The organism is Streptomyces sp. NBC_00704, assembly GCF_036226605.1.
Classification (GTDB): Bacteria; Actinomycetota; Actinomycetes; order Streptomycetales; family Streptomycetaceae; genus Streptomyces.
On sequence record NZ_CP109000.1, the window covers coordinates 1,255,934 to 1,281,558 of the forward strand.

General features: G+C 67.9%; 18 protein-coding genes and 3 rRNA genes. 5 read left to right on the top strand and 16 right to left on the bottom strand.

What is annotated here, in order from left to right; all coding sequences use genetic code 11:
- Nucleotides 1–29: 29 nt before the first annotated feature.
- The 12 genes from OG802_RS05545 to OG802_RS05600 all read right to left on the bottom strand — a co-directional run bounded on the left by OG802_RS05545 (nt 30) and on the right by OG802_RS05600 (nt 13,940).
- Nucleotides 30–713 (bottom strand): MerR family transcriptional regulator, encoded by a 684-nt coding sequence (locus tag OG802_RS05545; protein WP_329407743.1) that lies wholly within the window; start codon nt 711–713, stop codon nt 30–32.
- A 243-nt stretch (nt 714–956) separates the two neighbouring features.
- Entirely contained in the window at nt 957–1,430 is a 474-nt protein-coding gene (locus OG802_RS05550) for a bifunctional nuclease family protein (protein ID WP_004934251.1), read from the bottom strand.
- Nucleotides 1,431–1,514: 84 nt separating this feature from the next.
- Nucleotides 1,515–2,252 carry a transcriptional regulator FtsR gene (gene ftsR / locus OG802_RS05555; protein WP_329407745.1) on the bottom strand — a complete coding sequence of 246 codons (738 nt, stop codon included), beginning with the start codon at nt 2,250–2,252 and terminating at the stop codon, nt 1,515–1,517.
- A gap of 44 nt (nt 2,253–2,296) precedes the next feature.
- Nucleotides 2,297–3,073 carry an FHA domain-containing protein gene (locus OG802_RS05560; RefSeq protein WP_329407747.1) on the bottom strand — a complete coding sequence of 259 codons (777 nt, stop codon included), beginning with the start codon at nt 3,071–3,073 and terminating at the stop codon, nt 2,297–2,299.
- Nucleotides 3,074–3,263: 190 nt separating this feature from the next.
- Nucleotides 3,264–4,106 (bottom strand): DUF881 domain-containing protein, encoded by an 843-nt coding sequence (locus OG802_RS05565; RefSeq protein WP_329407749.1) that lies wholly within the window; start codon nt 4,104–4,106, stop codon nt 3,264–3,266.
- A gap of 5 nt (nt 4,107–4,111) precedes the next feature.
- Nucleotides 4,112–4,444: a small basic family protein gene (locus tag OG802_RS05570; RefSeq protein WP_020133151.1), complete on the bottom strand. Its 333-nt coding sequence runs from the start codon at nt 4,442–4,444 to the stop codon at nt 4,112–4,114.
- Nucleotides 4,441–5,277 (bottom strand): DUF881 domain-containing protein, encoded by an 837-nt coding sequence (locus OG802_RS05575; RefSeq protein ID WP_329416948.1) that lies wholly within the window; start codon nt 5,275–5,277, stop codon nt 4,441–4,443. The genes OG802_RS05570 and OG802_RS05575 overlap by 4 nt, the downstream gene beginning before the upstream one ends.
- Before the next feature lie 166 nt (nt 5,278–5,443).
- The gene (locus OG802_RS05580) at nt 5,444–7,939 is read right to left on the bottom strand and encodes a mannose-1-phosphate guanyltransferase (protein ID WP_329407751.1); all 2,496 of its coding nucleotides are present in this window, start codon (nt 7,937–7,939) and stop codon (nt 5,444–5,446) included.
- A 112-nt stretch (nt 7,940–8,051) separates the two neighbouring features.
- Nucleotides 8,052–8,660, bottom strand: coding sequence for a CDP-alcohol phosphatidyltransferase family protein (locus OG802_RS05585; protein ID WP_109000976.1), 609 nt, complete (start codon nt 8,658–8,660; stop codon nt 8,052–8,054).
- A gap of 109 nt (nt 8,661–8,769) precedes the next feature.
- Nucleotides 8,770–8,886: ribosomal RNA gene (rrf, locus tag OG802_RS05590) — 5S ribosomal RNA — on the bottom strand.
- Nucleotides 8,887–8,977: 91 nt separating this feature from the next.
- Nucleotides 8,978–12,099 (bottom strand): 23S ribosomal RNA (locus OG802_RS05595).
- Nucleotides 12,100–12,414: 315 nt separating this feature from the next.
- Nucleotides 12,415–13,940: ribosomal RNA gene (locus OG802_RS05600) — 16S ribosomal RNA — on the bottom strand.
- The 16S, 23S and 5S rRNA genes sit together here, the layout of an rRNA operon.
- A gap of 570 nt (nt 13,941–14,510) precedes the next feature.
- On the opposite strand from OG802_RS05600, the gene OG802_RS05605 reads away from it, so the two are divergent.
- Both OG802_RS05605 and ptsP read left to right on the top strand, forming a co-directional pair.
- Nucleotides 14,511–14,960, top strand: a complete 450-nt coding sequence (locus tag OG802_RS05605; RefSeq protein ID WP_329407754.1) for a PTS sugar transporter subunit IIA — start codon at nt 14,511–14,513, stop codon at nt 14,958–14,960.
- 80 nt (nt 14,961–15,040) lie between these two features.
- A complete protein-coding gene (gene ptsP / locus OG802_RS05610) occupies nt 15,041–16,711 on the top strand; it encodes a phosphoenolpyruvate--protein phosphotransferase (protein WP_329407756.1) in 1,671 nt (556 codons plus the stop codon).
- Nucleotides 16,712–16,796: 85 nt separating this feature from the next.
- Here the strand turns inward: ptsP and OG802_RS05615 are convergent, their stop codons facing one another.
- Nucleotides 16,797–17,693, bottom strand: coding sequence for a hypothetical protein (locus OG802_RS05615; protein WP_329407758.1), 897 nt, complete (start codon nt 17,691–17,693; stop codon nt 16,797–16,799).
- 211 nt (nt 17,694–17,904) lie between these two features.
- Nucleotides 17,905–19,872 (bottom strand): acetoacetate--CoA ligase, encoded by a 1,968-nt coding sequence (locus OG802_RS05620; protein WP_329407760.1) that lies wholly within the window; start codon nt 19,870–19,872, stop codon nt 17,905–17,907.
- A 211-nt stretch (nt 19,873–20,083) separates the two neighbouring features.
- Between OG802_RS05620 and OG802_RS05625 the strand changes: the two genes are divergently transcribed.
- A complete protein-coding gene (locus tag OG802_RS05625) occupies nt 20,084–22,459 on the top strand; it encodes a TIM-barrel domain-containing protein (protein WP_329407762.1) in 2,376 nt (791 codons plus the stop codon).
- On the opposite strand, the gene OG802_RS05630 is transcribed toward OG802_RS05625, so the two are convergent.
- Nucleotides 22,450–22,986 carry an NUDIX domain-containing protein gene (locus OG802_RS05630; RefSeq protein ID WP_329407764.1) on the bottom strand — a complete coding sequence of 179 codons (537 nt, stop codon included), beginning with the start codon at nt 22,984–22,986 and terminating at the stop codon, nt 22,450–22,452. The two genes, OG802_RS05625 and OG802_RS05630, sit on opposite strands and share 10 nt — an antisense overlap.
- Nucleotides 22,987–23,228: 242 nt before the next feature.
- Here OG802_RS05630 and OG802_RS05635 point away from each other — a divergent pair, with 242 nt between their 5' ends.
- A complete protein-coding gene (locus tag OG802_RS05635) occupies nt 23,229–23,675 on the top strand; it encodes a Zn-ribbon domain-containing OB-fold protein (RefSeq protein WP_329407766.1) in 447 nt (148 codons plus the stop codon).
- A complete protein-coding gene (locus tag OG802_RS05640; protein ID WP_329416950.1) occupies nt 23,672–24,862 on the top strand; it encodes a lipid-transfer protein in 1,191 nt (396 codons plus the stop codon). Before OG802_RS05635 ends, OG802_RS05640 begins: the two co-directional genes overlap by 4 nt.
- A 43-nt stretch (nt 24,863–24,905) precedes the next feature.
- On the opposite strand, the gene OG802_RS05645 is transcribed toward OG802_RS05640, so the two are convergent.
- A complete protein-coding gene (locus OG802_RS05645; protein ID WP_329407768.1) occupies nt 24,906–25,511 on the bottom strand; it encodes a GTP-binding protein in 606 nt (201 codons plus the stop codon).
- Nucleotides 25,512–25,625 lie beyond the last annotated feature (114 nt).

The window sequence follows — 25,625 nt, forward strand, 5'->3', positions numbered from 1 at the left end:
CCCGGTCGCTCCGACGCGCCGGAAGGGCCTCAGACGGCCCGATTGCGCCGACGCGCCAGCTCGTCCGCCGGATTGTGCCCGACGAGCGTCTCCCCCGTGTCCACGCGCTCCCCGTGCAACTGCGACAGCGCGCTCTCCACGTCTCGCCACACCACGCCCACGGCGATCCCGAACACGCCCTGCCCGCCCTGGAGCAGGGCGTGGACCTCGTCCGGCGAGGTGCACTCGTACACGGTCGCGCCGTCGCTCATCAGCGTCATGCGCTCCAGGTCGCTGAACCCGCGCTCGCGCAGGTGCTGGACGGCGCTGCGGATGTTCTGCAGCGACACCCCGGTGTCCAGGAAACGCTTCACGATCTTCAGGACGACGACGTCCCGGAAGCTGTACAGCCGCTGGGTGCCGGATCCGTGCGCGGGCCGCACGCTCGGCTCGACGAGCCCGGTGCGGGCCCAGTAGTCCAGTTGGCGGTAGGTGATGCCCGCTGCCGCGCAGGCCGTCGGACCGCGGTAGCCGATCTGTTCGGACGCCATGGACGCCGCCCCTTCGCCGCTCGGCACGGCCGCCGGTCGATGGGGGGCGTGATCGGCCGCGCCCGCCTGGTGCGGGTAACCCGCACCCGGGCGCAACCGAGAGCTCGGGGGAGGGTACGGACCGCTTCCCCCGACACCGAGTCCGGGGGCACCCCCAGCCGTACCGTCGCCGCTGCTTCTCACGCCGACCTCCGTCCTTGAACTGCCTTCTCGACGGTAGGCAGTCACCAGGGGTGCGTCAACGATCGCCACACTCGGCACGCCGAGTGATAATCACCCTAGGAGTGGTTTCCCGTACCCCACCGCGGGGAAAGGCTAGCCGAATGCGCTGAGAACCAGCCGTAGGACGCTCTCAGTGGCCCCCGGCATTTGCCGGGAACGGAACGGGCGCCCCGGTACGGGACGCCCTCGCCTCACGTCTGCCGCCTACTGGTTGCTGGTGCCGAAGTCCTCGGGCGAGATCTGGTCGAGGAACTCGCGGAACTTCTCCACCTCGTCCTCCTGCTCGTCCGGGATGGCGATCCCCGCGTCGTCGAGCACCGTGTCACTGCCGTAGATCGGCGTTCCGGTGCGCAGCGCCAGCGCTATGGCGTCCGACGGCCGCGCGCTCACCTCGACCCCGCTCGCGAAGACCAGCTCCGCGTAGAAGACGCCCTCACGCAGATCCGTGATGCGCACCTCGGTGAGCTCCTGGCCGACGGCCTCCAGCACGTCCTTGAACAGATCGTGGGTCAGCGGCCGTGCGGGAGCCATGCCCTGCTGGGCGAAGGCGATCGCCGTCGCCTCGCCCGGTCCGATCCAGATGGGAAGGTAGCGGTCGCCTCCCACTTCACGCAGCAGCACGATCGGTTGGTTGGAGGGCATCTCGACTCGGACACCTACGACATCGAGCTCGTTCACACAGCAACCCTAGGCCGTGCCCGGGACGTTTGGGTAGTCGGGCCGGGAACGGGTGACCGATCCGTACCCGGCGAGACCGCCCGCTCAGGGCAGCCGCACCCCGAGCGCGGTCTGCACCAATGCCGTGTGCAGCCGCACCGTGAGCCCCGCGATCTCCTTGGTGCGGGCCTCCGCCAGGACCCTCGTCTGCGGATTGCGGTGACGCTTCAGCGGAGCCACCACCTGGTCCACGAGCCCGGCCTCCCGGTCGGCGGCGGCCTTCATCACCCGCAGGTGCCTCGGCTCGATCCCGAAGCGGCCCAGCTCGGCGACGAGCGCGGCCACCGTGGCGGCCTCGGCGTCGTAGACCCCGCCCTCCAGCGGCACGACGAGCCCGTACGACTCCCACTCCTCGAGTTCGCGCTCACCGATCCCCGCGGCCGCCAGCAGCTCGGCGCGGCCGAGGCGGGCGACGGTGGGGCCGTCCGACGGCTCCACGGCGGTCTCGCCGTCGCGCTGCCGGCCCACGGTGGGCAGCGGCGCGGCCTCGCCGCGCTCCATGGCGTCCAGATGCTCACGGATGACCTTGAGCGGCAGATAGTGGTCCCGCTGCATCCTCAGCACATGGCCGAGGCGTTCGACGTCCCGCGCGCTGAACTTGCGGTACCCCGAAGGGGTCCGCTGCGGCTCGACGAGCCCTTCCGACTCCAGGAAACGGATCTTGGAGACGGTCACTTCGGGAAACTCGTCACGCAACGCGTTCAGCACCGCGCCGATGCTCATCGGATCGCCGTCCGCGGGGGCGGTGCCGTGTCCGGCACCGCCCCTCGGTGTTCGAAGCATGGACCTTCCCTGGGGAATCCCCCCGGGCAGCGCCCGGGGGCGGGTCAGTAGCCCTGCTGGCTCGCGTAGAAGACCAGCCGGTACTTTCCGATCTGCACTTCGTCACCGTTCGACAGAGCGACCTCGTCGATCCGCTCGCGGTTGACATAGGTGCCGTTCAGGCTGCCGACGTCCGCGACCCTGAACGTGCCGTCGGGGTTGCGCCGGAACTCCACATGCCGACGGGAGACCGTGACGTCGTCCAGGAAGATGTCGCTCTGCGGGTGCCGGCCGGCCGTCGTGAGGTCGCCGTCGAGCAGGAAACGACTGCCCGAGTTCGGGCCACGCCGCACCACCAGCAGCGCCGACCCCAGCGGCAGCGCGTCGACCGCGGCCTGCGCCTCGGGAGACAGCGCCGGCAACTGCGTCTGGCCGGTGACCTCCGCGTCGTAGGCCTCAAGACCGGAAATGGAGATCGTGGACGTCGTCTCCGACGCCCGCTCGGGCGTCAGCCCGGGGCGCAGCGGCGCGCCGCAGTTGGAGCAGAAACGGCTGTTCTCCGCGTTGCGGTTACCGCACCTCGTACACACCAGGGCCGACATAGGGGAAAACCCTCCACCCGCACTCGAGGCTGACGGTTGGCCGAAACCTATGCCGCCGGCCTGTGCAGGGTCAACAGACGCCGCGCCCTGACCACCGGAAATGTCGCTGCCCTGACCACCCACCTGGTCCCTGAACAGCGGCCGCTGGCCTTCCGCGTCGGGCTGTGCACGATGACGGGCGGTCGCGTTCTCGCCGCCCTCTCGCGCGCTCTTGCCGAACAACTTCGCAAACAACTTCACGGGCGATTCCCCTTGACCGAAACAGACCCGCCCGTGGGGCAGGACGAACCCTGACTGATTACACCGGTCGACCCGGACACCTTCACAACGTCCGTGCCCACCAGACAGTTTCCACCACGCACCACCCGATCGGTGCGTCGACCCCCCGCAACCTCATGCCCCTGCCCGACGTCCCCCAAGCACACCCGGGTCACCGGTCCGACGACCGAGCGTAGTCAGGCCGCTTCGCTGCTCGCAAGGCGTCCACGACGATCTTGTCGGAACGCTCGACGGTCGCGGTGGCCTGCTCCTTCTCCAGAGTCTGCACCACACCTCCCGGGATGTTCAGCGCCGGCTCGAGATCCTGCGGGTTGCCGATGACCTTGAAACGAAAGGGCGCGTCGATCTTGTTCCCGTCGACGCTCACGCCCTTGCCGGATTCCGTCAGATAGGTCCCGGCGACCACGCGCACGCCGTTCACCTGGATCGCCTCGGCCCCGGCCGCACGCAGCTCCTGGATCGCGTCGAGCAGCATGTCGGCCTCGACCGTCCCCTTCGTGTCCTCGATGGTCATCGTGATGCCCGGCCCCTGCGCGGCGACCGTCCCCGCCAGAATGCCGAGTTGCCTCTGCTTCTCGACGGTCTGCTTGCGGGCCTCTTCCGCCTGGTCGGAGCTGTTCTCCAACTCCTGCTGCTGCTTCTCGAGGCCCTGCTTCTCGTCCTCAAGACGCTGAGTTCGGTCCCCGAGTTCATCGAGGATGCGAACAAGATCTTCCTGACGCGCGCCGCGCAGGGCGTTGCCGCTGTCGCTGTTGGACGCGACCTGGACGGCCAGCCCGAAGCCGAGACCGAAAAGCAGCAGGGCGACGATGAGTTGGGCCCGGGTGACTCTCGGCGGCCACAGCCCCTGCACCAGCCGCTGCCGGCCGGTCAGCGCGGGCTCTGCCGGCTCGGCGGCCGTGCCGTCCGCGGGCGCGGCCACGGGAACCTCGTCCGGCAGTTCCTTGCGCAGCCGGTATTCGGGCGTGTCGTCGTTCTCGTCCTGGTTCCCCATGCCCGTCACGCCCTGAACACGTGCCGGCGGATCGCCGCGGCATTGGAGAAGATCCGGATCCCGAGGACGACGACCACACCCGTCGACAGCTGCGATCCCACGCCCAACTCGTCGCCCAGGAAGACGATCAGCGCGGCCACCACCACGTTCGACAGGAACGACACCACGAACACCTTGTCGTCGAAGATGCCGTCGAGCATGGCCCGCAGTCCGCCGAACACGGCGTCCAGCGCCGCCACCACGGCGATCGGCAGATACGGCACGACGGCTGCCGGAACCTCGGGCTGGACCAACAGTCCGGCCACGACTCCCACGACGAGGCCCAGTACGGCGATCACGATGCGTCCTTCTCAGTTCTCGGCTGTGCAGTACGTACGATCACACTCGGTGCGGCGGGCAGCCGGACGTCGTCCACCACCGAGATGGCCGTCCGGATCCCGTAATTCTCCTGCAGAGCGTTCAGGTACAGCCCGTCCGCGCTGTCCTGGAACCGCGTGCTCAGGTTCTTCCCGTCCCCCACCGCCAGCACCGTGTACGGCGGCACGAGCGGCTTGTTGTCGACCAGTATCGCCTCACCCGCGGCCCTGATCGCCGACAGCGCCGTCAGCCGCTGTCCGTTGATCGACACGGCTTCGGCGCCCGAGGCCCACAGGCCGTTGACCACCCGCTGCATGTCACGGTCACGAACGCGGCCGGTGTCGGAGAAGCCCGCGGTCTCGCGCGGGCCGCCGCCACCGCCCGAGCTGGCCTCCTTGGCGTCGTCCACCACCAGCTTCACTCCGGGACCGTGCACTTCGACGGCACCGGCCAGGATCCCCACCAGGTCCGCCCGCTCGCCGCCGCCGCTGTGCTCGAGCGCCTTCCGCTGCCGGTCGCTCACGTCGTCGCGGAGCTTGTCGACCGTGCTCTCCAGGTTGTCGGCCGCCTCGGTCTCGCGGTCGATGCGGTCGATCAGCTCCTCGCGCTCCTTGGCGACGACCGGAGCCGCGACCCGCGCCTGCACCGCGCCCACAGTGACCACCAGGGCCGCGAGCACCAGCCCCGCGGCCAGAACGAGCTTCGCCCGCGCCGTCCTCGGCAGGCCCCCGGCACCCTCGGTCGCCTTACGCGCGGCCGCCTCGGCGTAGCCGTCGTCGAGGCTGTGGTCCATCACGTTGGTGAGCAGCGACATGGAGGCGTCCGGGCGCGACACGCGCGCGGGTGTGCTCCGAACGGGGGGCGGCTGCGGCATGCCGCACATCGTCGCACGTCGCGTCCCGTACCTCCGAACGGCCCCACACGCGTGCCGGACAGGCTCCCTTGGGGACACCTGTCCGGCACACGCGTGTGCAGGCGGTTCAGCGGCCGGCGCTGTCCACGACCGCGGCCCACTCGTCGAGCAGGGCCTGCGCGGACGCGTCGTCCGGCCCCTCGGCCCACAGGTGGGTGACGGCCTCGGCCGGGTCGGGCAGCACCATCACCCAGCGGCCGTCGGTCTCCACCACCCGGACCCCGTCCGTGGTGTCCACGAAGCGATCTCCGGCCGCCTCGACGACCCTGCGCATCACAAGCCCCTTGACGGCCCACGGGGTCGCCAGATCCCGCTTCAGGACGTGCGCGCGCGGGATCCGCGCGTCGATCTGGCTGAGGGTGAGCTGCGTACGGGCCACGAGCCCGATCAGCCGCACGAAGGCCGCCGTGCCGTCGAAGACGCTGCTGAACTCCGGGACGATGAAGCCGCCCTTGCCGTCACCGCCGAAGATGGTGGTCTCGTCCTGTCCGACCCGGGTGAGATCGTCGGGCGACGTCGTCGTCCATTCGACCTGGGTCCCGTGATAGGCGGCGACCTGCTCGGCGATGCGCGTCGTCGTCACCGGAAGGGCGACCCGCCCGCTGCGCCGTTCGGCGGCCACCAGGTCGAGCAGGACCAGCAGGGCGCGGTCGTCCTCGATGATCCGCCCCTTCTCGTCGACGAGGGAGAGCCGCTCGCCGACCGGGTCGAACCGCACGCCGAACGCGGCCCGCGAGGAGGCCACGATCTCCCCGAGCCGCACCAGCCCGGAGCGGCGCTGGTCGCCGGTCTCCGTGGGCCGCGCCTCGTTCAGACCCGGATTGATCGTGAGCGAGTCCACCCCGAGCTTGCCGAGCAGGCTGGGCAGCACCAGACCGGCGCTGCCGTTGGAGGCGTCCACGACGACCTTCAGCCCGGACTCCGCGATCCCGGTCGTGTCCACGTTCCGCAGCAGCGATCCGGTGTACGAGTCGAAGACACTGGCGGGGAAGTGCAGGTCCCCGATCTCACCCGGGAACGCGCGCCGGTACTCCTGCCGTGCGAACACGCGGTCCAGCTTGCGCTGGCTGCCCTGCGAGAGGTCGGCGCCCTGGCTGTCGAAGAACATGATGTCGACGGAGTCCGGCACGCCGGGCGAGGTCCGGATCATGATCCCGCCGGCGCTTCCGCGCGCGGTCTGCTGCCGCGCCACGGGCAGCGGAACGTTCTCCAGGTCCCGTACGTCGATGGCGCTGGCCTGGAGCGCGGAGATCACCGCCCGCTTGAGCGCCCGGGCGCCACGGGAGTGGTCGCGGGCCGTGGTGACGGTGGACCCCTTCTTCAGGGTCGTCGCGTACGCACCCGCCAGCCGCACGGCCAGTTCCGGTGTGATCTCGACGTTCAGGATGCCGGACACACCGCGCGCGCCGAAGAGGTGGGCCTGCCCGCGGGACTCCCAGATCACCGAGGTGTTGACGAACGCGCCGGCTTCGATGGTCTTGAACGGGTAGACCCGCACATTGCCCTGCACGATCGATTCTTCACCGATCAGGCACTCGTCGCCGATGACGGCGCCGTCCTCGATCCGGGCGGCCCGCATGATGTCGGTGTTCTTGCCGACGACGCAGCCGCGCAGATTGCTGTGCTGCCCGACGTACACGTTGTCGTGCACGACGGCCTTGTGCAGGAAGGCGCCGCTTTTCACGACGACATTCGACCCGATGACCGAGTGTTCGCGGATCTCCGCTCCGGCCTCGACCTTCGCGTAGTCGCCGATGTACAGCGGCCCGCGCAGTTCGGCGTCCGGGTGCACTTCGGCCCCTTCGGCGACCCACACGCCCGGCGAGATCTCGAAGCCGTCGATCTCGACGTCGACCTTGCCCTCCAGGACGTCGGCCTGGGCCTTCACGTAGCTCTCGTGCGTGCCCACGTCCTCCCAGTAGCCCTCGGCGACGAAGCCGTAGACCGGCTTGCCCTCCTTCATGAGCTGCGGGAAGACGTCACCGGACCAGTCGACCGGCACGTCGGCCTCGACGTAGTCGAAGACCTCGGGCTCCATGACGTAGATACCGGTGTTGACGGTGTCCGAGAAGACCTGGCCCCAGGTCGGCTTCTCCAGGAAGCGCTCGACCTTGCCCTCTTCGTCGACGATGGTGATACCGAATTCCAGCGGATTCGGCACCCGCGTCAGACAGACGGTGACCAGTGCCCCCTTTTCCTTGTGGAAGTTGATGAGTTCGGTGAGGTCGAAGTCGGTCAGGGCATCACCGGAGATGACGAGGAAGGCGTCGTCCTTCAGCGCCTCCTCTGCGTTCTTGACGCTTCCGGCGGTACCGAGTGGCTTCTCCTCGTTGGCATAGCTGAGCTCCATTCCGAGCTCTTCGCCGTCACCGAAGTAGTTCTTGACCAGCGAAGCCAGGAACTGAACGGTTACGACGGTCTCATTGAGCCCATGCCTTTTGAGCAGCCTCAGAACGTGCTCCATGATCGGCCGGTTGGCCACCGGCAGGAGCGGTTTGGGCATGCTCGAGGTCATAGGGCGAAGGCGCGTGCCTTCGCCTCCGGCCATCACGACGGCCTTCATGTCGGAAGCGTCCTCCTAAAGAGACGACGGTCTAGCCGACTTCACCCGTCCAGATTGTCCCGCAGTTTCACGCCGCAGGCCATCGAGCCACTGTTGCTGCGAATCGGCGAGGTCAGTCGGCCACAGCGTCCGCACGAACGAGGCGGCGGACCTGTACCACGTACAGGACTCCTGCCCACCAGTACAGGGTTGTACCCCACCCGGCGAACGCCCATCCGAAAATAGCAGCGAGTGACGCCAACCACCCACTTCCGTCACTGAGCAGGAGCAGCGGGAAGGCGTACATCAGGTTGAAGGTGGCGGCCTTCCCCAGGAAGTTCACCTGGGGCGGCGGATAGCCGTGCCGCCTGAGGATTCCCACCATCACCAGCAGTACCAGCTCGCGCGCGAGAAGTACCGCCGTCAACCACAGCGGGAGAATCTCGCGCCATGTGAGGCCGACCAGGGTCGAGAGAATGTAGAGCCGGTCGGCTGCCGGGTCGAGGAGCCGGCCGAGGCTGCTGATCTGGTTCCAGCGCCGCGCGAGCTTGCCGTCCAGATAGTCGCTGACCCCGCTGAAAGCGAGCACGAGGAGGGCCCAGCCGTCGCTCTGCGGGCCTCCGAACTCGGGCCGGAGGATCAGCCACAGAAACAGGGGCACGCCGACGAGACGCGCCATGCTGAGGATGTTCGGGATGGTGAGTACCCGGTCTGTCTGAACGCGGGTCTCCTGGACCTCCACCCGGGGGCCTCCAGTAGAGAATGAGCCAACGATGCCCCCTGACCCTACCCCAACGCAAAAAAGCTCTGGCCCTCGGGCTGTATGCCCAAGAGCCAGAGCTCTAAAAGGAGTTCGGCGGTGTCCTACTCTCCCACAGGGTCCCCCCTGCAGTACCATCGGCGCTGTAAGGCTTAGCTTCCGGGTTCGGAATGTAACCGGGCGTTTCCCTCACGCTATGACCACCGAAACACTATGAAACTGTCAGCCGCACCACACCCGTGACCATGGGCATGGGGCTGTTCGTGGTTTCAGAACCAACACAGTGGACGCGAGCAACTGAGGACAAGCCCTCGGCCTATTAGTACCAGTCAGCTTCACCCATTACTGGGCTTCCACATCCGGCCTATCAACCCAGTCGTCTACTGGGAGCCTTACCCCATCAAGTGGGTGGGAATACTCATCTCGAAGCAGGCTTCCCGCTTAGATGCTTTCAGCGGTTATCCCTCCCGAACGTAGCCAACCAGCCATGCCCTTGGCAGAACAACTGGCACACCAGAGGTTCGTCCGTCCCGGTCCTCTCGTACTAGGGACAGCCCTTCTCAATATTCCTGCGCGCGCAGCGGATAGGGACCGAACTGTCTCACGACGTTCTAAACCCAGCTCGCGTACCGCTTTAATGGGCGAACAGCCCAACCCTTGGGACCGACTCCAGCCCCAGGATGCGACGAGCCGACATCGAGGTGCCAAACCATCCCGTCGATATGGACTCTTGGGGAAGATCAGCCTGTTATCCCCGGGGTACCTTTTATCCGTTGAGCGACGGCGCTTCCACAAGCCACCGCCGGATCACTAGTCCCGACTTTCGTCCCTGCTCGACCCGTCGGTCTCACAGTCAAGCTCCCTTGTGCACTTACACTCAACACCTGATTGCCAACCAGGCTGAGGGAACCTTTGGGCGCCTCCGTTACTCTTTAGGAGGCAACCGCCCCAGTTAAACTACCCATCAGACACTGTCCCTGATCCGGATCACGGACCCAGGTTAGACATCCAGCACGACCAGAGTGGTATTTCAACGACGACTCCACAACCACTGGCGTGGCCGCTTCAAAGTCTCCCACCTATCCTACACAAGCCGAACCGAACACCAATATCAAACTGTAGTAAAGGTCCCGGGGTCTTTCCGTCCTGCTGCGCGAAACGAGCATCTTTACTCGTAGTGCAATTTCACCGGGCCTATGGTTGAGACAGTCGAGAAGTCGTTACGCCATTCGTGCAGGTCGGAACTTACCCGACAAGGAATTTCGCTACCTTAGGATGGTTATAGTTACCACCGCCGTTTACTGGCGCTTAAGTTCTCAGCTTCGCCACACCGAAATGTGACTAACCGGTCCCCTTAACGTTCCAGCACCGGGCAGGCGTCAGTCCGTATACATCGCCTTACGGCTTCGCACGGACCTGTGTTTTTAGTAAACAGTCGCTTCTCGCTGGTCTCTGCGGCCACACCCAGCTCGAGGAGCAAGTCCTCTCACCAAACGTGGCCCCCCTTCTCCCGAAGTTACGGGGGCATTTTGCCGAGTTCCTTAACCATAGTTCACCCGAACGCCTCGGTATTCTCTACCTGACCACCTGAGTCGGTTTAGGGTACGGGCCGCCATGAAACTCGCTAGAGGCTTTTCTCGACAGCATAGGATCATCCACTTCGCCACAATCGGCTCGGCATCAGGTCTCAGACTATATGGTGTGCGGATTTGCCTACACACCGTCCTACACCCTTACCCCGGGACAACCACCGCCCGGGATGGACTACCTTCCTGCGTCACCCCATCACTCACCTACTACAAGTCTGGTTCGCCGGCTCCACCACTTTCCATTCCCCGAAGGGTCCGGAACGGCTTCACGGACTTAGCATCGCCTGGTTCGATGTTTGACGCTTCACAGCGGGTACCGGAATATCAACCGGTTATCCATCGACTACGCCTGTCGGCCTCGCCTTAGGTCCCGACTTACCCTGGGCAGATCAGCTTGACCCAGGAACCCTTAGTCAATCGGCGCACACGTTTCTCACGTGTGAATCGCTACTCATGCCTGCATTCTCACTCGTGAACCGTCCACAACTACCTTCCGGTGCTGCTTCACCCGGCACACGACGCTCCCCTACCCATCCACACAGGCGTTGGCCCTATTGTGTGAATGACACGACTTCGGCGGTACGCTTGAGCCCCGCTACATTGTCGGCGCGGAATCACTAGACCAGTGAGCTATTACGCACTCTTTCAAGGGTGGCTGCTTCTAAGCCAACCTCCTGGTTGTCTGTGCGACTCCACATCCTTTCCCACTTAGCGTACGCTTAGGGGCCTTAGTCGATGCTCTGGGCTGTTTCCCTCTCGACCATGGAGCTTATCCCCCACAGTCTCACTGCCGCGCTCTCACTTACCGGCATTCGGAGTTTGGCTAAGGTCAGTAACCCGGTAGGGCCCATCGCCTATCCAGTGCTCTACCTCCGGCAAGAAACACACGACGCTGCACCTAAATGCATTTCGGGGAGAACCAGCTATCACGGAGTTTGATTGGCCTTTCACCCCTAACCACAGGTCATCCCCCAGGTTTTCAACCCTGGTGGGTTCGGTCCTCCACGAAGTCTTACCTCCGCTTCAACCTGCCCATGGCTAGATCACTCCGCTTCGGGTCTTGAGCGTGCTACTAAAAACGCCCTGTTCGGACTCGCTTTCGCTACGGCTTCCCCACTCGGGTTAACCTCGCAACACACCGCAAACTCGCAGGCTCATTCTTCAAAAGGCACGCAGTCACGAGAATGGAGCAAGCTCCATTCCGACGCTCCCACGGCTTGTAGGCACACGGTTTCAGGTACTATTTCACTCCGCTCCCGCGGTACTTTTCACCATTCCCTCACGGTACTATCCGCTATCGGTCACCAGGGAATATTTAGGCTTAGCGGGTGGTCCCGCCAGATTCACACGGGATTTCTCGGGCCCCGTGCTACTTGGGTGTCTCTCAAACGAGCCGCTGATGTTTCGACTACGGGGGTCTTACCCTCTACGCCGGACCTTTCGCATGTCCTTCGCCTACATCAACGGTTTCTGACTCGTCTCACGGCCGGCAGACCGTAAAAGAGAGATCCCACAACCCCGTATGCGCAACCCCTGCCGGGTCTCACACGCATACGGTTTGGCCTCATCCGGTTTCGCTCGCCACTACTCCCGGAATCACGGTTGTTTTCTCTTCCTGCGGGTACTGAGATGTTTCACTTCCCCGCGTTCCCTCCACACTGCCTATGTGTTCAGCAGCGGGTGACAGCCCATGACGACTGCCGGGTTTCCCCATTCGGAAACCCCCGGATCAAAGCCTGGTTGACGACTCCCCGGGGACTATCGTGGCCTCCCACGTCCTTCATCGGTTCCTGGTGCCAAGGCATCCACCGTGCGCCCTTAAAAACTTGGCCACAGATGCTCGCGTCCACTGTGCAGTTCTCAAACAACGACCAGCCACCCATCACCCCCAACCTGAGCTGGAGTTCACTGGGGCCGGCATCAGAAGGACGACCTTGCGGCCGTGCCCTCAGACACCCAACAACGTGCCCGGCACCCCCGCCACTCGTGATCAGCTTTCCACGCTCCGAAGAGCAGTACTTGCAGCCCGAGATGACTGAGAGTGCCGAATAATCAACGTTCCACCCTTGAGCAACCAGCATCGGACGTTCGCCGATGAACTGGCCTCTGACCTCACCCCGGAGGGATCGGTGAGAAGTGCTCCTTAGAAAGGAGGTGATCCAGCCGCACCTTCCGGTACGGCTACCTTGTTACGACTTCGTCCCAATCGCCAGTCCCACCTTCGACAGCTCCCTCCCACAAGGGGTTGGGCCACCGGCTTCGGGTGTTACCGACTTTCGTGACGTGACGGGCGGTGTGTACAAGGCCCGGGAACGTATTCACCGCAGCAATGCTGATCTGCGATTACTAGCAACTCCGACTTCATGGGGTCGAGTTGCAGACCCCAATCCGAACTGAGACCGGCTTTTTGAGATTCGCTCCACCTCACGGTTTCGCAGCTCTTTGTACCGGCCATTGTAGCACGTGTGCAGCCCAAGACATAAGGGGCATGATGACTTGACGTCGTCCCCACCTTCCTCCGAGTTGACCCCGGCAGTCTCCTGTGAGTCCCCATCACCCCGAAGGGCATGCTGGCAACACAGAACAAGGGTTGCGCTCGTTGCGGGACTTAACCCAACATCTCACGACACGAGCTGACGACAGCCATGCACCACCTGTACACCGACCACAAGGGGGCGACCATCTCTGGCCGTTTCCGGTGTATGTCAAGCCTTGGTAAGGTTCTTCGCGTTGCGTCGAATTAAGCCACATGCTCCGCTGCTTGTGCGGGCCCCCGTCAATTCCTTTGAGTTTTAGCCTTGCGGCCGTACTCCCCAGGCGGGGAACTTAATGCGTTAGCTGCGGCACCGACGACGTGGAATGTCGCCAACACCTAGTTCCCACCGTTTACGGCGTGGACTACCAGGGTATCTAATCCTGTTCGCTCCCCACGCTTTCGCTCCTCAGCGTCAGTAATGGCCCAGAGATCCGCCTTCGCCACCGGTGTTCCTCCTGATATCTGCGCATTTCACCGCTACACCAGGAATTCCGATCTCCCCTACCACACTCTAGTCTGCCCGTATCGAATGCAGACCCGGGGTTAAGCCCCGGGCTTTCACATCCGACGCGACAGACCGCCTACGAGCTCTTTACGCCCAATAATTCCGGACAACGCTTGCGCCCTACGTATTACCGCGGCTGCTGGCACGTAGTTAGCCGGCGCTTCTTCTGCAGGTACCGTCACTTTCGCTTCTTCCCTGCTGAAAGAGGTTTACAACCCGAAGGCCGTCATCCCTCACGCGGCGTCGCTGCATCAGGCTTTCGCCCATTGTGCAATATTCCCCACTGCTGCCTCCCGTAGGAGTCTGGGCCGTGTCTCAGTCCCAGTGTGGCCGGTCGCCCTCTCAGGCCGGCTACCCGTCGTCGCCTTGGTGAGCCATTACCTCACCAACAAGCTGATAGGCCGCGGGCTCATCCTTCACCGCCGGAGCTTTCAACCCCCACCCATGCGAGTGGAAGTGGTATCCGGTATTAGACCCCGTTTCCAGGGCTTGTCCCAGAGTGAAGGGCAGATTGCCCACGTGTTACTCACCCGTTCGCCACTAATTCCCACCGAAGTGGTTCATCGTTCGACTTGCATGTGTTAAGCACGCCGCCAGCGTTCGTCCTGAGCCAGGATCAAACTCTCCGTGAATGTTTTCCCGTAATCGGGACCACACATCACGAGAGCGGAACGGTCAGGCGGAATAGGCCCGACCGTTCACAGCGTCCTCGCTGTGTTTTTTTCAAAGGAACCTCATCCTCGGCTTTCACGGCCGGGGACGGGGTATCAACATATCTGGCGTTGATTTTTGGCACGCTGTTGAGTTCTCAAGGAACGGACGCTTCCTTTGTACTCACCCGAACTTCTCGGGCTTTCCTCCGGGCGCTTCCCTTCGGTCTTGCTTCTCAAACTCTATCAGGGTTTTTCCGGCCCCCTGACCACCGTCCCGCAGACATGCGGAAGATGATCCAGAGAAGGGATCTGACGAGTTTGGTTGCTGCCCGGCGAGCGTGCTTGATCGCTTCGCTCACCCTGAGCAGGAGTACGACTGTACACGGGGCCGCAGAGCCGCCGCAAATCGACTAGGGTAGTGGTCTAGACCACGATCGGTTGTTCTTGTGCAGAACCGGTACATCATGTGACATACCCTGCTGCACAGTGCGCCGCCCTGGCAGTCAGTAACGGCTCATATACATACATCTCCACCCCGGGAGGTTCTCCATGACCACCGTGACGTCCCCGCTTGCAGGACGCGCCATCGGACTCGCCGCGGTACCGGATCCGGTTTTCGCCGGGGCCATGGTCGGCCCGGGCATGGCGATCGACCCGGTGCGCGAGCGCTCCGAGGCCGTCGCGCCCGTGGACGGAGTCATCGTCTCCCTCCACCCGCACGCCTTCGTGGTCGTCGACGCGGACGGTCACGGCGTGCTCACCCATCTCGGGATCGACACCGTGCAACTCAACGGTGAGGGCTTCGAGCTCCTCGTGAACAAGGGGGACACCGTCACGCGTGGGCAGGGCATCGTGCGGTGGGACCCGAGTGCGGTGGAAACGGCCGGGAAGTCCCCGGTGTGCCCGATCGTCGCCCTGGAAGCCACGGCCGATTCCCTCGGCGACCTCTGCGAGGACGGCGAAGTGAGGGCAGGCGACACTCTGTTTTCCTGGAAGTGACGCCGGCGCCGTCCCGGTCGACGGCACGCAGGACAACCACCGCGGCGGCGGGACCCGCCGCACTATGGGAGACGGGCGAGATGGAGACAACGCTGCGAGGCGTCGGTGTGAGCCACGGTGTGGCGATCGGCGAGGTTCGGCACATGGGAACGGCGGTGCTCGAACCGCCCGCCAAGCAGAACCCGGCGCAGGACGCGGAGCGCGAACAGGGGCGCGCCCGCAAGGCCGTGGAGGCGGTGGCGGCCGACCTGACGGCGCGCGGCAATCTGGCGGGAGGCGAGGCCCAGGCGGTGCTCGAGGCCCAGGCCATGATGGCCCAGGACCCCGAGCTGATGGTGGACGTGGACCGGCGTATCGCCGTCGGCAGCACGGCCGAGCGTGCCGTGTACGACGCCTTCGCCGCCTACCGTGAACTGCTCGCCGGGGCCGGCGAGTATCTGGCGGGCCGCGTGGCTGACCTGGACGACGTGCGCAACCGTATCGTCGCCCGGCTGCTGGGCGTTCCGATGCCCGGGGTGCCCGACAGCGACGATCCCTACGTGCTGGTCGCACGGGACCTGGCTCCGGCGGACACCGCGCTGCTGGACCCGACGCTGGTGCTCGGCTTCGTGACCGAGGAGGGCGGGCCGACGAGTCACAGTGCGATCCTCGCCCGCGCGCTCGGGGTGCCGGCCGTCGTGGCTCTGCCGGGCGCCGGCGAGCTCGCGGAGGGCACCATGATCGCGGTCGACGGCAGCACGGGCGACGTCCATGTGAATCCGAGCGACGAGAAGAAGGCACGGCTCGAAGCGGCGGCCGCCGAGCGCAGGGCCGCGCTGGCCGCCTCGACCGGGCCGGGTGCGACCGCCGACGGTCACAAGGTGCCGTTGCTGGCGAACGTGGGAGGACCGGCCGACCTGCCGGCTGCCCTGGACGCCGGCGCGGAGGGCGTCGGACTGTTCCGTACCGAGTTCCTCTTCCTCGACGACAGCAAGAACGCGCCGAGCGAGGAGAAGCAGGTCGAGGCCTATCGCCAGGTGCTCGAGGCGTTCCCTGAGGGCCGGGTCGTCGTGCGGGTGCTGGACGCGGGGGCGGACAAGCCACTGGACTTCCTGACTCCGGCCGACGAACCCAACCCGGCGCTGGGTGTGCGGGGGCTGCGGACGCTGCTGGACCACCCCGACGTGCTGCGGACGCAGCTGACCGCGCTGGCGAAGGCCGCCGAGGGGCTGCCCGTCTACCTCGAGGTGATGGCGCCCATGGTGGCGGACCGCACCGACGCCAAGGCGTTCGCGGACGCCTGTCGCGAGGCGGGGCTGCGGGCGAAGTTCGGCGCGATGGTCGAGATTCCGTCGGCGGCGCTGCGGGCTCGTTCGATCCTCCAGGAGGTGGAGTTCCTGTCCCTCGGGACGAACGACCTCGCGCAGTACACGTTCGCGGCGGACCGGCAGGTGGGTGCGGTGTCCCGGCTTCAGGACCCGTGGCAGCCGGCGCTGCTCGACCTCGTCGCCGTGTCCGCCGAGGCGGCCAAGGCCGAGGGCAAGAGCTGCGGTGTGTGCGGCGAGGCCGCCGCCGATCCGCTGCTGGCGTGTGTGCTGACGGGGCTGGGCGTCACCTCTCTTTCCATGGGGTCGGCGTCGATTCCGTATGTGCGCAGTGCGCTGGCGAAGTACACGCTGGCTCAGTGCGAGCGCGCGGCGGCCGCCGCGCGGGCGTGCGACAGCGCGCAGGAGGCACGGGACGCGGCGCAGGCCGTGCTGTCCGGCGAGTAGTCGCGGCCGGCCGTCGGCCGGTGGACAGGGGCGCTCCGCCTTCGGGTGGGGCGCCCCTGGCGCGTGTGCGGGTGTGGTCCGCGGGTCAGTGGGCGTGGCCCGGGGGCCTGCCTCCGGGGCCGAGGTTCGGTGGGAAGCAGTAGTCGACGCCTGACTCTGGTGAGATGAGCTCGCCGGACTCGACGTCGGTGCAGTAGGCGTCGAAGACTTCGCCGGCGGTCAGGGGTTCGAGGCCTTCGCCGCGCAGGCGCCAGCCGTAGATCTGGTCGCGGGCGCCCGGGGCGGTGGTGCGCATGACCAGTCCGCCCGGGCTCTGGGTGGCGAGCCCGAGCGCGAGGACCGTGGTGAACTCCAGGGCCTCGGCGTCGTCGAGCGGAAGGCCGGTGTCGTCGGTCTCGTCGTCGGCCTGGAGGACGGCGACGAGCGTTTCGGGTGGGGCGGTGACGCTGCAGACGAGGTGCCTGTCCCCCGGCGGCGCGGTGTCGAGGATGCGGGCGAGGAGGTCCGAGGCGCGGGTGAAGGCGGCGCGGCCGATGTCCTCCCCGCAGGTGGCGCAGGGGCCGAGGCGGGCGAGCAGCGTGGCGGCGTATTCCCAGGTGGCCTGTCGGACGGCCTCGTCGACGAGGGTGGGCAGGAGGTCGGCGAGGGGCTGGCCCTCGTAGGGGACGGTGGGGCCGGTGGTCGCGAGTGCGGCCGTGAAGCGGGTCCGGTTGGCGGGATCGTCGGCGTCGAGGCCCTTGGCCTTGCAGTAGTCGGCGTAGTCCTGCGGGTCGAAGAGGGCCAGCGTGGTGTGGCTGCCCTGCTGGGCGCGTGTCCTGAGCAGGCCTTCGACCTGCTCGAGGTAGGCGGCGTGGTCGTCGAACGTGAAGGTGCGGTAGCGCCGCATGACGCGGAAGTCGTGTTCGTCGGTGAGGACGCCGATGGTTCCGGCGATCTCCCGGCGCAGGTCGCGTCGCATGGTGTGCTGGTCGGTGTCTGCCACGGTTTTCCCCCTGGTGTGCACGTCGATCAATGCTCACTCACAGTAACCGGCAGCACTGACAGTGAGGGGGCGACGGGTCGTCGGCTGACCGGCGCGGCACAGAAAAGCCCTGGTCGCAGGGGAATTCGGCGGTGGTCCGGGCCTTCGCGGTCGTGCTCGGCGAGGCTCGGACCAGCCGCGGTGTTCGGCCGGCGGTCCGGCCGGGGGGTGGTCAGGATCGCTTGCGGGCGAGGTCCTCGTAGAAGTGCAGGAGGCCGAGGTCGTCGATGGAGCCGGGGTTGACGGCCTTTTCCAGCGGGGTGCCCTGGAGGAGTCGTTTGACCGGGACCTCGATGCGCTTGCCGGTGAGGGTGTGCGGGACTCCCGGCACTTCGATGACCTCGTCGGGGACGTGGCGCGGGGAGAGCTGTTCGCGGATGGCCCGTTTGATGCGGTCCAGGAGCGCCTCGTCGAGGACGGCTCCGGGGGCGAGGTGGACGAAGAGCGGCATCCAGTACCCGCCGTCGGGCTGCTCGATGCCGATGACCAGGGACTCCTTGATCTCGGGAAGGCGCTCGACGACCTCGTAGATGTCCGCCGAGCCCATGCGCACGCCCTGGCGGTTGAGCGTGGAGTCGGAGCGGCCGTGGATGACGACGGAGCCGCGCGAGGTCACCGTGATCCAGTCGCCGTGCCGCCAGACGCCGGGATAGGTGTCGAAGTAGCTGTCGTGGTAGCGGCTGCCGTCCGGGTCGTTCCAGAACCGGACCGGCATCGAGGGCATGGGGTTGGTGACGACGAGCTCGCCGACCTCGTCGATCACGGGGCGGCCGTCGGGGTCCCAGGCCTGCAGGTCGGTGCCGAGGCCGGGGGCCTGGAGCTCGCCGATGTACACCGGGAGGGTGGGGACGGCTCCGGCGAAGCAGGAGCAGACGTCGGTGCCGCCGCTGACGGAGGCGATCCACAGGTCGTCGCGGACCTCGTCGTGCAGCCAGCGGAAGCCGTCGGGCGGGAGTGGGGACCCCGTGGTGGCCACGCACCGGATCCTGGAGAGGTCGAAGTCGCGGGAGGGATGCACGTCGGCCTTGCGGCAGGCCATCACGTACGCGGCCGAGGTGCCGTAGAGCGTGGCCCCCGTGCGTTCGGCGACGCGCCACTGGGCGCCTGTGTCGGGGTGGCCGGGGCTGCCGTCGTACAGGACGATCGTGGTTCCCGTCAGGAGGCCGGAGACGAGGAAGTTCCACATCATCCAGCCGGTCGAGGTGTACCAGAAGAAACGGTCCTCGGGGCCGAGATCGCAGTGCAGGCCGAGTTGCTTGAGGTGCTCGACGAGGATGCCGCCCTGGGACTGGACGATGGCCTTGGGCAGGCCGGTCGTGCCGGAGGAGTAGAGCACCCAGAGCGGATGGTCGAAGGGGACCTGTTCGAAGACGGGTTCCTCGTCGGCGGCCGTCAGGGCCGACCAGTCGAGGGCGCCTTCGGGCGCTTCGGCGCCGAGCAGGGGGATGTGGACCACGGCGCGCAGGGTGGGCAGTTCGGCGCGGAGTTCGGCGACGACCGCGCGGCGGTCGTGCTCCTTGCCGCCGTAGCGGTAGCCGTCGACGGCGAACAGGACGACCGGTTCCACCTGCTGGAACCGGTCGAGGACGCTGCGCGCGCCGAAGTCGGGCGCGCAGGAGGTCCACACGCCGCCCACGGCCGCGGTGGCGAGGAAGGCGACGACGGCCTGTGGGATGTTGGGCAGGTATCCGCTGACCCGGTCGCCGGGGCGGACGCCGAGCGCGCGCAGCTCGGCGGCCAGTGAGCCGACCTGGCGGCGCAGCTCGGCCCAGGTGACCGGGCTCGGTTCGTGGATCTCGTCGACGTACAGCAGGGCCGGCTCGTCCGGTCGGGTGGCGGCGGCGCGCAGGGCGTGTTCGGCGTAGTTCAGCGTCCCGCCGGGGAACCACGCGGCGCCGGGCATGGCGCGCGTGCCCAGCACGCGCGTGTACGGCGTCGAGAACCGTACGTCGAACCACTGCGTGACGGCTTTCCAGAACGTCTCCAGCTCGTCGACGGACCAGCGGTGCAGCGCGGCATATCCGCCGCCGGAGGGGGCTCCGTGGTGCTCGGCCGCCCAGGTCTGGAATGCGGTGATCTGGGCCTCGGCCGTGCGCTGCGGGTCTGGCCGCCAGAGTGGCTCGGGGTTCGCGGTGGGCATGAATCGGCTCCCGGACTGTGCGCGTCGTGTGCGTCGCCCGCGCACGAGCAGGGGGTGGTGCGCGTGACGCGGCTGACACGGACGATGCCATGTGATCGACTTCTGCACCAGGGCGGGGCCCCGCAGTGTGTGGTGGGGTGTGCTCCCGTCCCGGGTGAACGGCAGTTGAACGACCCGCGCGCGGGACGCGGTCAGTGACAGGGTGAGCGGTATGAGCGGTCGTGACCTGGTGCATTCGATGAAGGCGGTCGGTTCCGCGGGGGTCGCCCAGGGGGTGCGCACCGTGCGGGCGTCGTGGCGCAGGAGGCGTGCCGACGCGGCCTGGCTGCCGGCACGGGGGCCCGAGCGCGCGCGGGCGCCCGGCCTGCTTCAGGAGGCGCGGCCGGGTCCCGGTGGGGGGACTCTCCGGTTCAGCCGTTCGGAGTTGCGGGTCCGGGTGGCCGTGAACGGGGCCGTGTTCTGGGGGTGGGACGGGGCGGAGCCCGAGCCGTCGTACGCGCTGGCCGGTCCCTGTCCGGAGCCGGACCGGCGCGTGGTGCTGGAGCCGGACAAGGACGGCGGCTGGCGGGTGGTGGCGGAGCGGGTGACGGTGGTGGTCTCCCGGCGGGGGGCCGTCGAGGTGTGCACGCCGGGAGGGGTGGTGCTGCGGCGTGATCTGCCGCCCCGGTGGTGGGAGCGGCGGGAGGGCGGTGCGGCACGGTGGATGCAGCGCTCGGAGGTCGCGGCGGACGCGCGGTTCTTCGGCCTCGGCGGCCGGGCCTCCGGGCCGCGGCTGCGCGACGGGACGTACCGGCTGTGGAACTCCGGTCCCGCGCGCGGGGGCGGTGTCGGGGGCGATCGGGCCCGTCTGACGATGCCGGTGCAGTTGGTGGTGGCCGACGCGGGCTCGCATCTGGTGTTCCACGACTCGTCCTGGGACGGCAGGGTCGTGCTGCGGGAGGGTGAGGTGGGCGCGGGGTCCGGGCACGACCGGCCGGGGGCGTGCGAGGTGCGGATGGACGGCGGGCCGTTGCGTTGCTGGGTGATGGTGGGCACCCCCGCGCGCGTGCTCTTCACCTGGGCCTCGCTCACCGGGGCGCCGGCGGCGCCTCCGGCCTGGGCCCTCGGTCATCAGCACGCGCCGCGCGCCCTCGACGAGCGGGAGGTCCGCCGGGTCGTCGAGGGGTACCGGAAGCACGGGCTGCCGCTGGACGCGGTCCAGTTGGACGTCGACCACTACGACGGGCAACAGGTGTTCAGCGTCGATCGCGACCGCTTCCCCGAACTGCCGGGGCTGGCGGAGGAGCTGCGGCGGGAGGGGACGCGTCTGGTGTCCGTCGTGGATCCGGCGGTCAAGGCCGCGCCGGGCACCGCCGTGTTCGACGGCGGGGTCGCCGAGGACGCGTTCGTGCGTGGCGCGGCGGGGGAACTCGTGGAGGGTGTGGGGCAGCCCGGGAAGTCGGTGTTCCCGGATTTCACGCACGCGCGTGTGCGCGAGTGGTGGGGCGCTCTCCATGCCGAGCGGATCGCACAGGGCTTCGCCGGTTTCTGCCACGAGAGGGACGAGCCGACGTCGTTCGCCGCTTTCGGGGAGCCGACGCTGCCCAGGTCGGCCCGGCACTCGCTGGAGGGGCGCGGTGGCGATCACCGCGAGGCGCACAACGTGTACGGGCTGTGCATGGCCCGGGCGGCGTACGAGGGTCTGCGAGGGCTTGAGCCGGAGCAGCGCCCTTTCCTGGTGTCCCGGTCCGGCTGGGCGGGTCTTCAGCGGTACGGGAGTGTCCGGTGCGAGGACGTCGGCACGGGCTGGCCGGGGCTGCGGGCGTCGTTGTCGCTGGTGATGGGCCTCGGGCTGTGCGGGGTGCCTTTCTCGGGGCCGGACACGGCCGGTTTCGACGGCGGTCCCTCCCCGGAGCTGTATTTGCGTCGGCTGCAACTGGGGGCGTATCTGCCGGTGTTCCGCACGCGCGCGGGTGGGCGCGGCGGCGGGCGGCAGCCGTGGGAGTTCGGCACGGAGGTGCTGGCGCACGCGCGTGGGGTGCTCGTCGAGCGTCGCCGGCTGTTGCCGTACTTCGTGACGCTGGCGCATCTGGCGAGCCGTACGGGCGTTCCCTGCGTGCGTCCCGTGTGGTGGGGATCGCCTCGGAACCGGGCGTTGCGGGACTGCGAGGACGTCTTCCTGCTGGGCGAGTGTCTGCTGGTGGCGCCCGTGCTGGAACCGGGCGCCGACCGGCGTACGGTGCGGCTTCCGCGGGGGCGCTGGTACGACACGGCGACGGGCCGGGCTTACGAGGGGCCCGGCGAGGTGGTCGTGGACGCCCCGTTGTCGCGTGTTCCGGTGCTCGCGCGCGCGGGCGCCGTGCTGCCGGTGCGCGGCGACGGCGGCGGGCTGGAACTGGAGGTGTGGGCGCCTGCGCCCGGGCGGACGGGCGGGGGCCTGGTGGTGCGGGAGGCTGCCGACGGGCGGGAGGAGCCGGAGATCGAGCGGTACGTCACCCGCTGGGAGGGCTCAGGGGTCGTCGTGGAGCGGGAGGGTGAGGACGCGCCGCGGACGCCGTCCCACCCCGTGCGCGTGCGCGGGCTGGGCGAGCGGCGACGTCAGATGTAGCGGCCCTCGAAGAACGCCCGCACCGCGACGGTGTGGAGCGGGAAGGCGAGTTCCTCCGGCCGGTGCAGCAGGAGCCAGCCCTCGGTCTCGTCGGTGGCGGCGGACGCCGGCAGTCGGTCCGCGGGGCGTTCGGGAAGGAGGCCGAACAGCAGCAGGTGACCGTCGGGTGAGCTCATGGCGTCGGCGAGCCGCACGTCGCGGGACGCGGCCTCGATGCCGGTCTCCTCCATCAGCTCGCGGACGACGGCCTGCCGCCAGTCCTCGCGGTCGTCGATGAAGCCGCCGGGCAGGGCGATGCCTCCGCGCGCGGGGGCGATGGTCCGGGTGATGACGACGAGGGCGGTGCCCTTCGTGTCGTACACGGGCTGGAGCGCGACGGCCACCGGCAGCGGGTTGCGGTAGGCCACGGTGGAGCAGACCCGGCAGGTGCGTGGCCAGCCGGTGACGCCTTCGCCGTAGGGCGCTCCGCAGCTCGAACAGTGGGAGCCGTGCGCGGAGTTCGAAGTGGAGTGCAGAGTTTCGGACACGCGGCGGAGCGTATCCGATCTTGGGGAGGGCGGCGTACGGCGGCGACCCGGCCCTTCGGGAGGTGCGTCGGCGCAGCAGTCCGTCCGGGCCCGCCGGAGGCCCTCGGCGGCGCCCCGGGGGCGTGCCGGGTCTGCTGTCATGTCCGCTGTCATCGCGTGTGCTCTCTGCCGCTCTCTGCCTATTTGCCCGGCACCGTGCCACACTTCTGACGAGTCGTCAGATGACGAGTTCGGGAGGAACCTTGTCGCGGACACGCACGCCCGTCGTCGCCGGATGGTTCACCGGGGAGGGAGACGACTTCACGCTGCTCGGCACGCGATGTTCGGCATGCGGCGCCGTCTTCTTCCCCCGTGAGGACGTCTACTGCCGCAATCCGGACTGCCAGAGCGACGACCTGGAGGAGGCGCCGCTGTCCCGCCGTGGACGCGTGTGGTCGTACACGGACAGCCGGTACCGGCCTCCGTCACCCTATGTGACGGATCCGGAACTTCCGTGGGAGCCGTACGCGTTGATCGCTGTGGAGCTGGAGTCCGAGCGGATCGTGGTGCTGGGACAGGCGGTTCCCGGGATCACCGTCGTCGATCTGGCGGTGGGCATGGAGGTGGAGGTCGTCCCGGGCGTGCTCCACGAGGACGCGGAGACGACCTGGACGATCTGGCGATGGCGGCCGACGGGGGTGGCGGGATGACGGCGGAGGTGGCGGTGCTCGGCGCCGGAATGCATCCGTGGGGCAAGTGGGGGCGCGGCTTCGTCGAGTACGGGGTGAAGGCGGCTCGCGCGGCTCTCACGGACGCGCGCGTGGCCTGGCGGGACGTCGGCTCCATCGTCGGCGCGGACACCGTGCGCGGCGGATATCCGGGCCATGTGGCCGGAGCGACGTTCGCCAAGGCGCTGGGGTGGCAGGGGGCGCGGGTGACGAGCGTGTACGCGGCGTGCGCGTCCGGGGCGCAGGCGATCGACGCGGCCCGGTCCCAGATCCTCGCGGGCCGGGTGGACGTGGTGCTGGTGGTGGGCGCCGACGCCGCGCCCAAGGGCTTCTTCCGCCCGGCGGGAGGAGACCGGCCGGACGACCCGGACTGGCTGCGCTTCCGCGCGCTCGGCGCGACCAATCCGGCGTACTTCGGGCTGTACGCGCGCCGGCGCATGGCGGTGCACGGGGATACCCCGGAGGACTTCGCACAGGTCAAGGTGAAGAACTCGGCCCTGGGAGCGTTGAACCCGTACGCGCGCTATCGCAGGCGGGTCACCGCGCAGGAGGTCGCCGCCTCTCCCGTCGTCGCCGATCCGCTGCGGCTGCTGGACATCTGCGCCACCTCCGACGGCGGTGCGGCCCTGGTGCTGTCGAGCATGGAGTTCGCCCGTCGGCACGGGGCGGCGGACCCGGTGCGCATCAGGGCCGTGTCCACCGTGACCCCCCGCTACCCCCGTACGGTGCTCGACCTGCCCGACATCGCGACCGACTCCGCCAGAGAGGCCGCGCCGGACGCCGAGCCGTTCCGCGCGTCGATCGCGCGGGCCGCGTACGAGGAGGCGGGCGTCGGCCCCGAGGATCTGTCGCTCGCCGAGGTCTACGACCTGTCGACCGCCCTGGAACTGCAGTGGTACGAGGACCTGGGCCTGTGCGGCGTCGGCGAGGCCGCCAAACTGCTGCGGGAGGGCGCGACCGCGCCGGGCGGCCGCATACCGGTGAACACGAGCGGCGGCCTGGCCTCCTTCGGGGAGGCGGTGCCGGCCCAGGCCATCGCCCAGGTCTGCGAGATCACCTGGCAGTTGCGGGGGCAGGCGGGCGACCGGCAGATCCCGGACGCGCGCGTGGCCGTCACGGCCAACCAGGGGCTGTTCGGCCATGGCTCGGCGGTGGTCGCGGTGCGGTGAGACCCGCGGGCGCGCGCGTGCGGCGGTGACGGCGGGTCAGCGGTCAGGTGGTGACGGTCTCGCGGCGTTCGGATCCGTAGTCCATCGCGTGCTGGACGACGCCCACGAGGACGTCTCTGACCGATCTGCGGTCGCGGGCGTCGCACAGGACGACCGGGACGTCGTCGTCGAGGTCGAGTGCCCCGCGCACGTCCTGCTCGGGGTAACGCACGGCGTCCTCGAAGCAGTTGACCGCGATGAGGAACGGTATGGAGCGCCGCTCGAAGTAGTCGACGGCGGCGAAGCAGTCATCCAGTCGGCGGGTGTCGGCGAGCACGACGGCGCCGAGCGCGCCTTCGGAGAGCTCGTCCCACATGAACCAGAACCGTTCCTGGCCGGGCGTGCCGAACAGGTACAGCACCAGGTCCTCACGCAGGGTGATGCGCCCGAAGTCCATGGCGACGGTGGTGGTGTGCTTGCCCTCGACGCCCGTGGTGTCGTCCACGGGCCGACCGGCCTCGGTGAGGTACTCCTCCGTGCGCAGCGGCCTGATCTCGCTGACGGCGCCGACGAGAGTCGTCTTGCCCACGCCGAAGCCGCCGGCGACCAGGATCTTGAGCGTGACGGGCTCGACCGGGGGCTTGTCGCGCTCAGAACGCCCGAAGATCATCGATCTCTCTCCTGCTCGATGGCTTGTGGCTTGTGGTTTGTGGCTCGGTGGCCGGTTCGGTGGCCGGACCGGTTGATCGGGGGCGGGCGGGGAGGCCGTCTGCCGGGCCGGGGC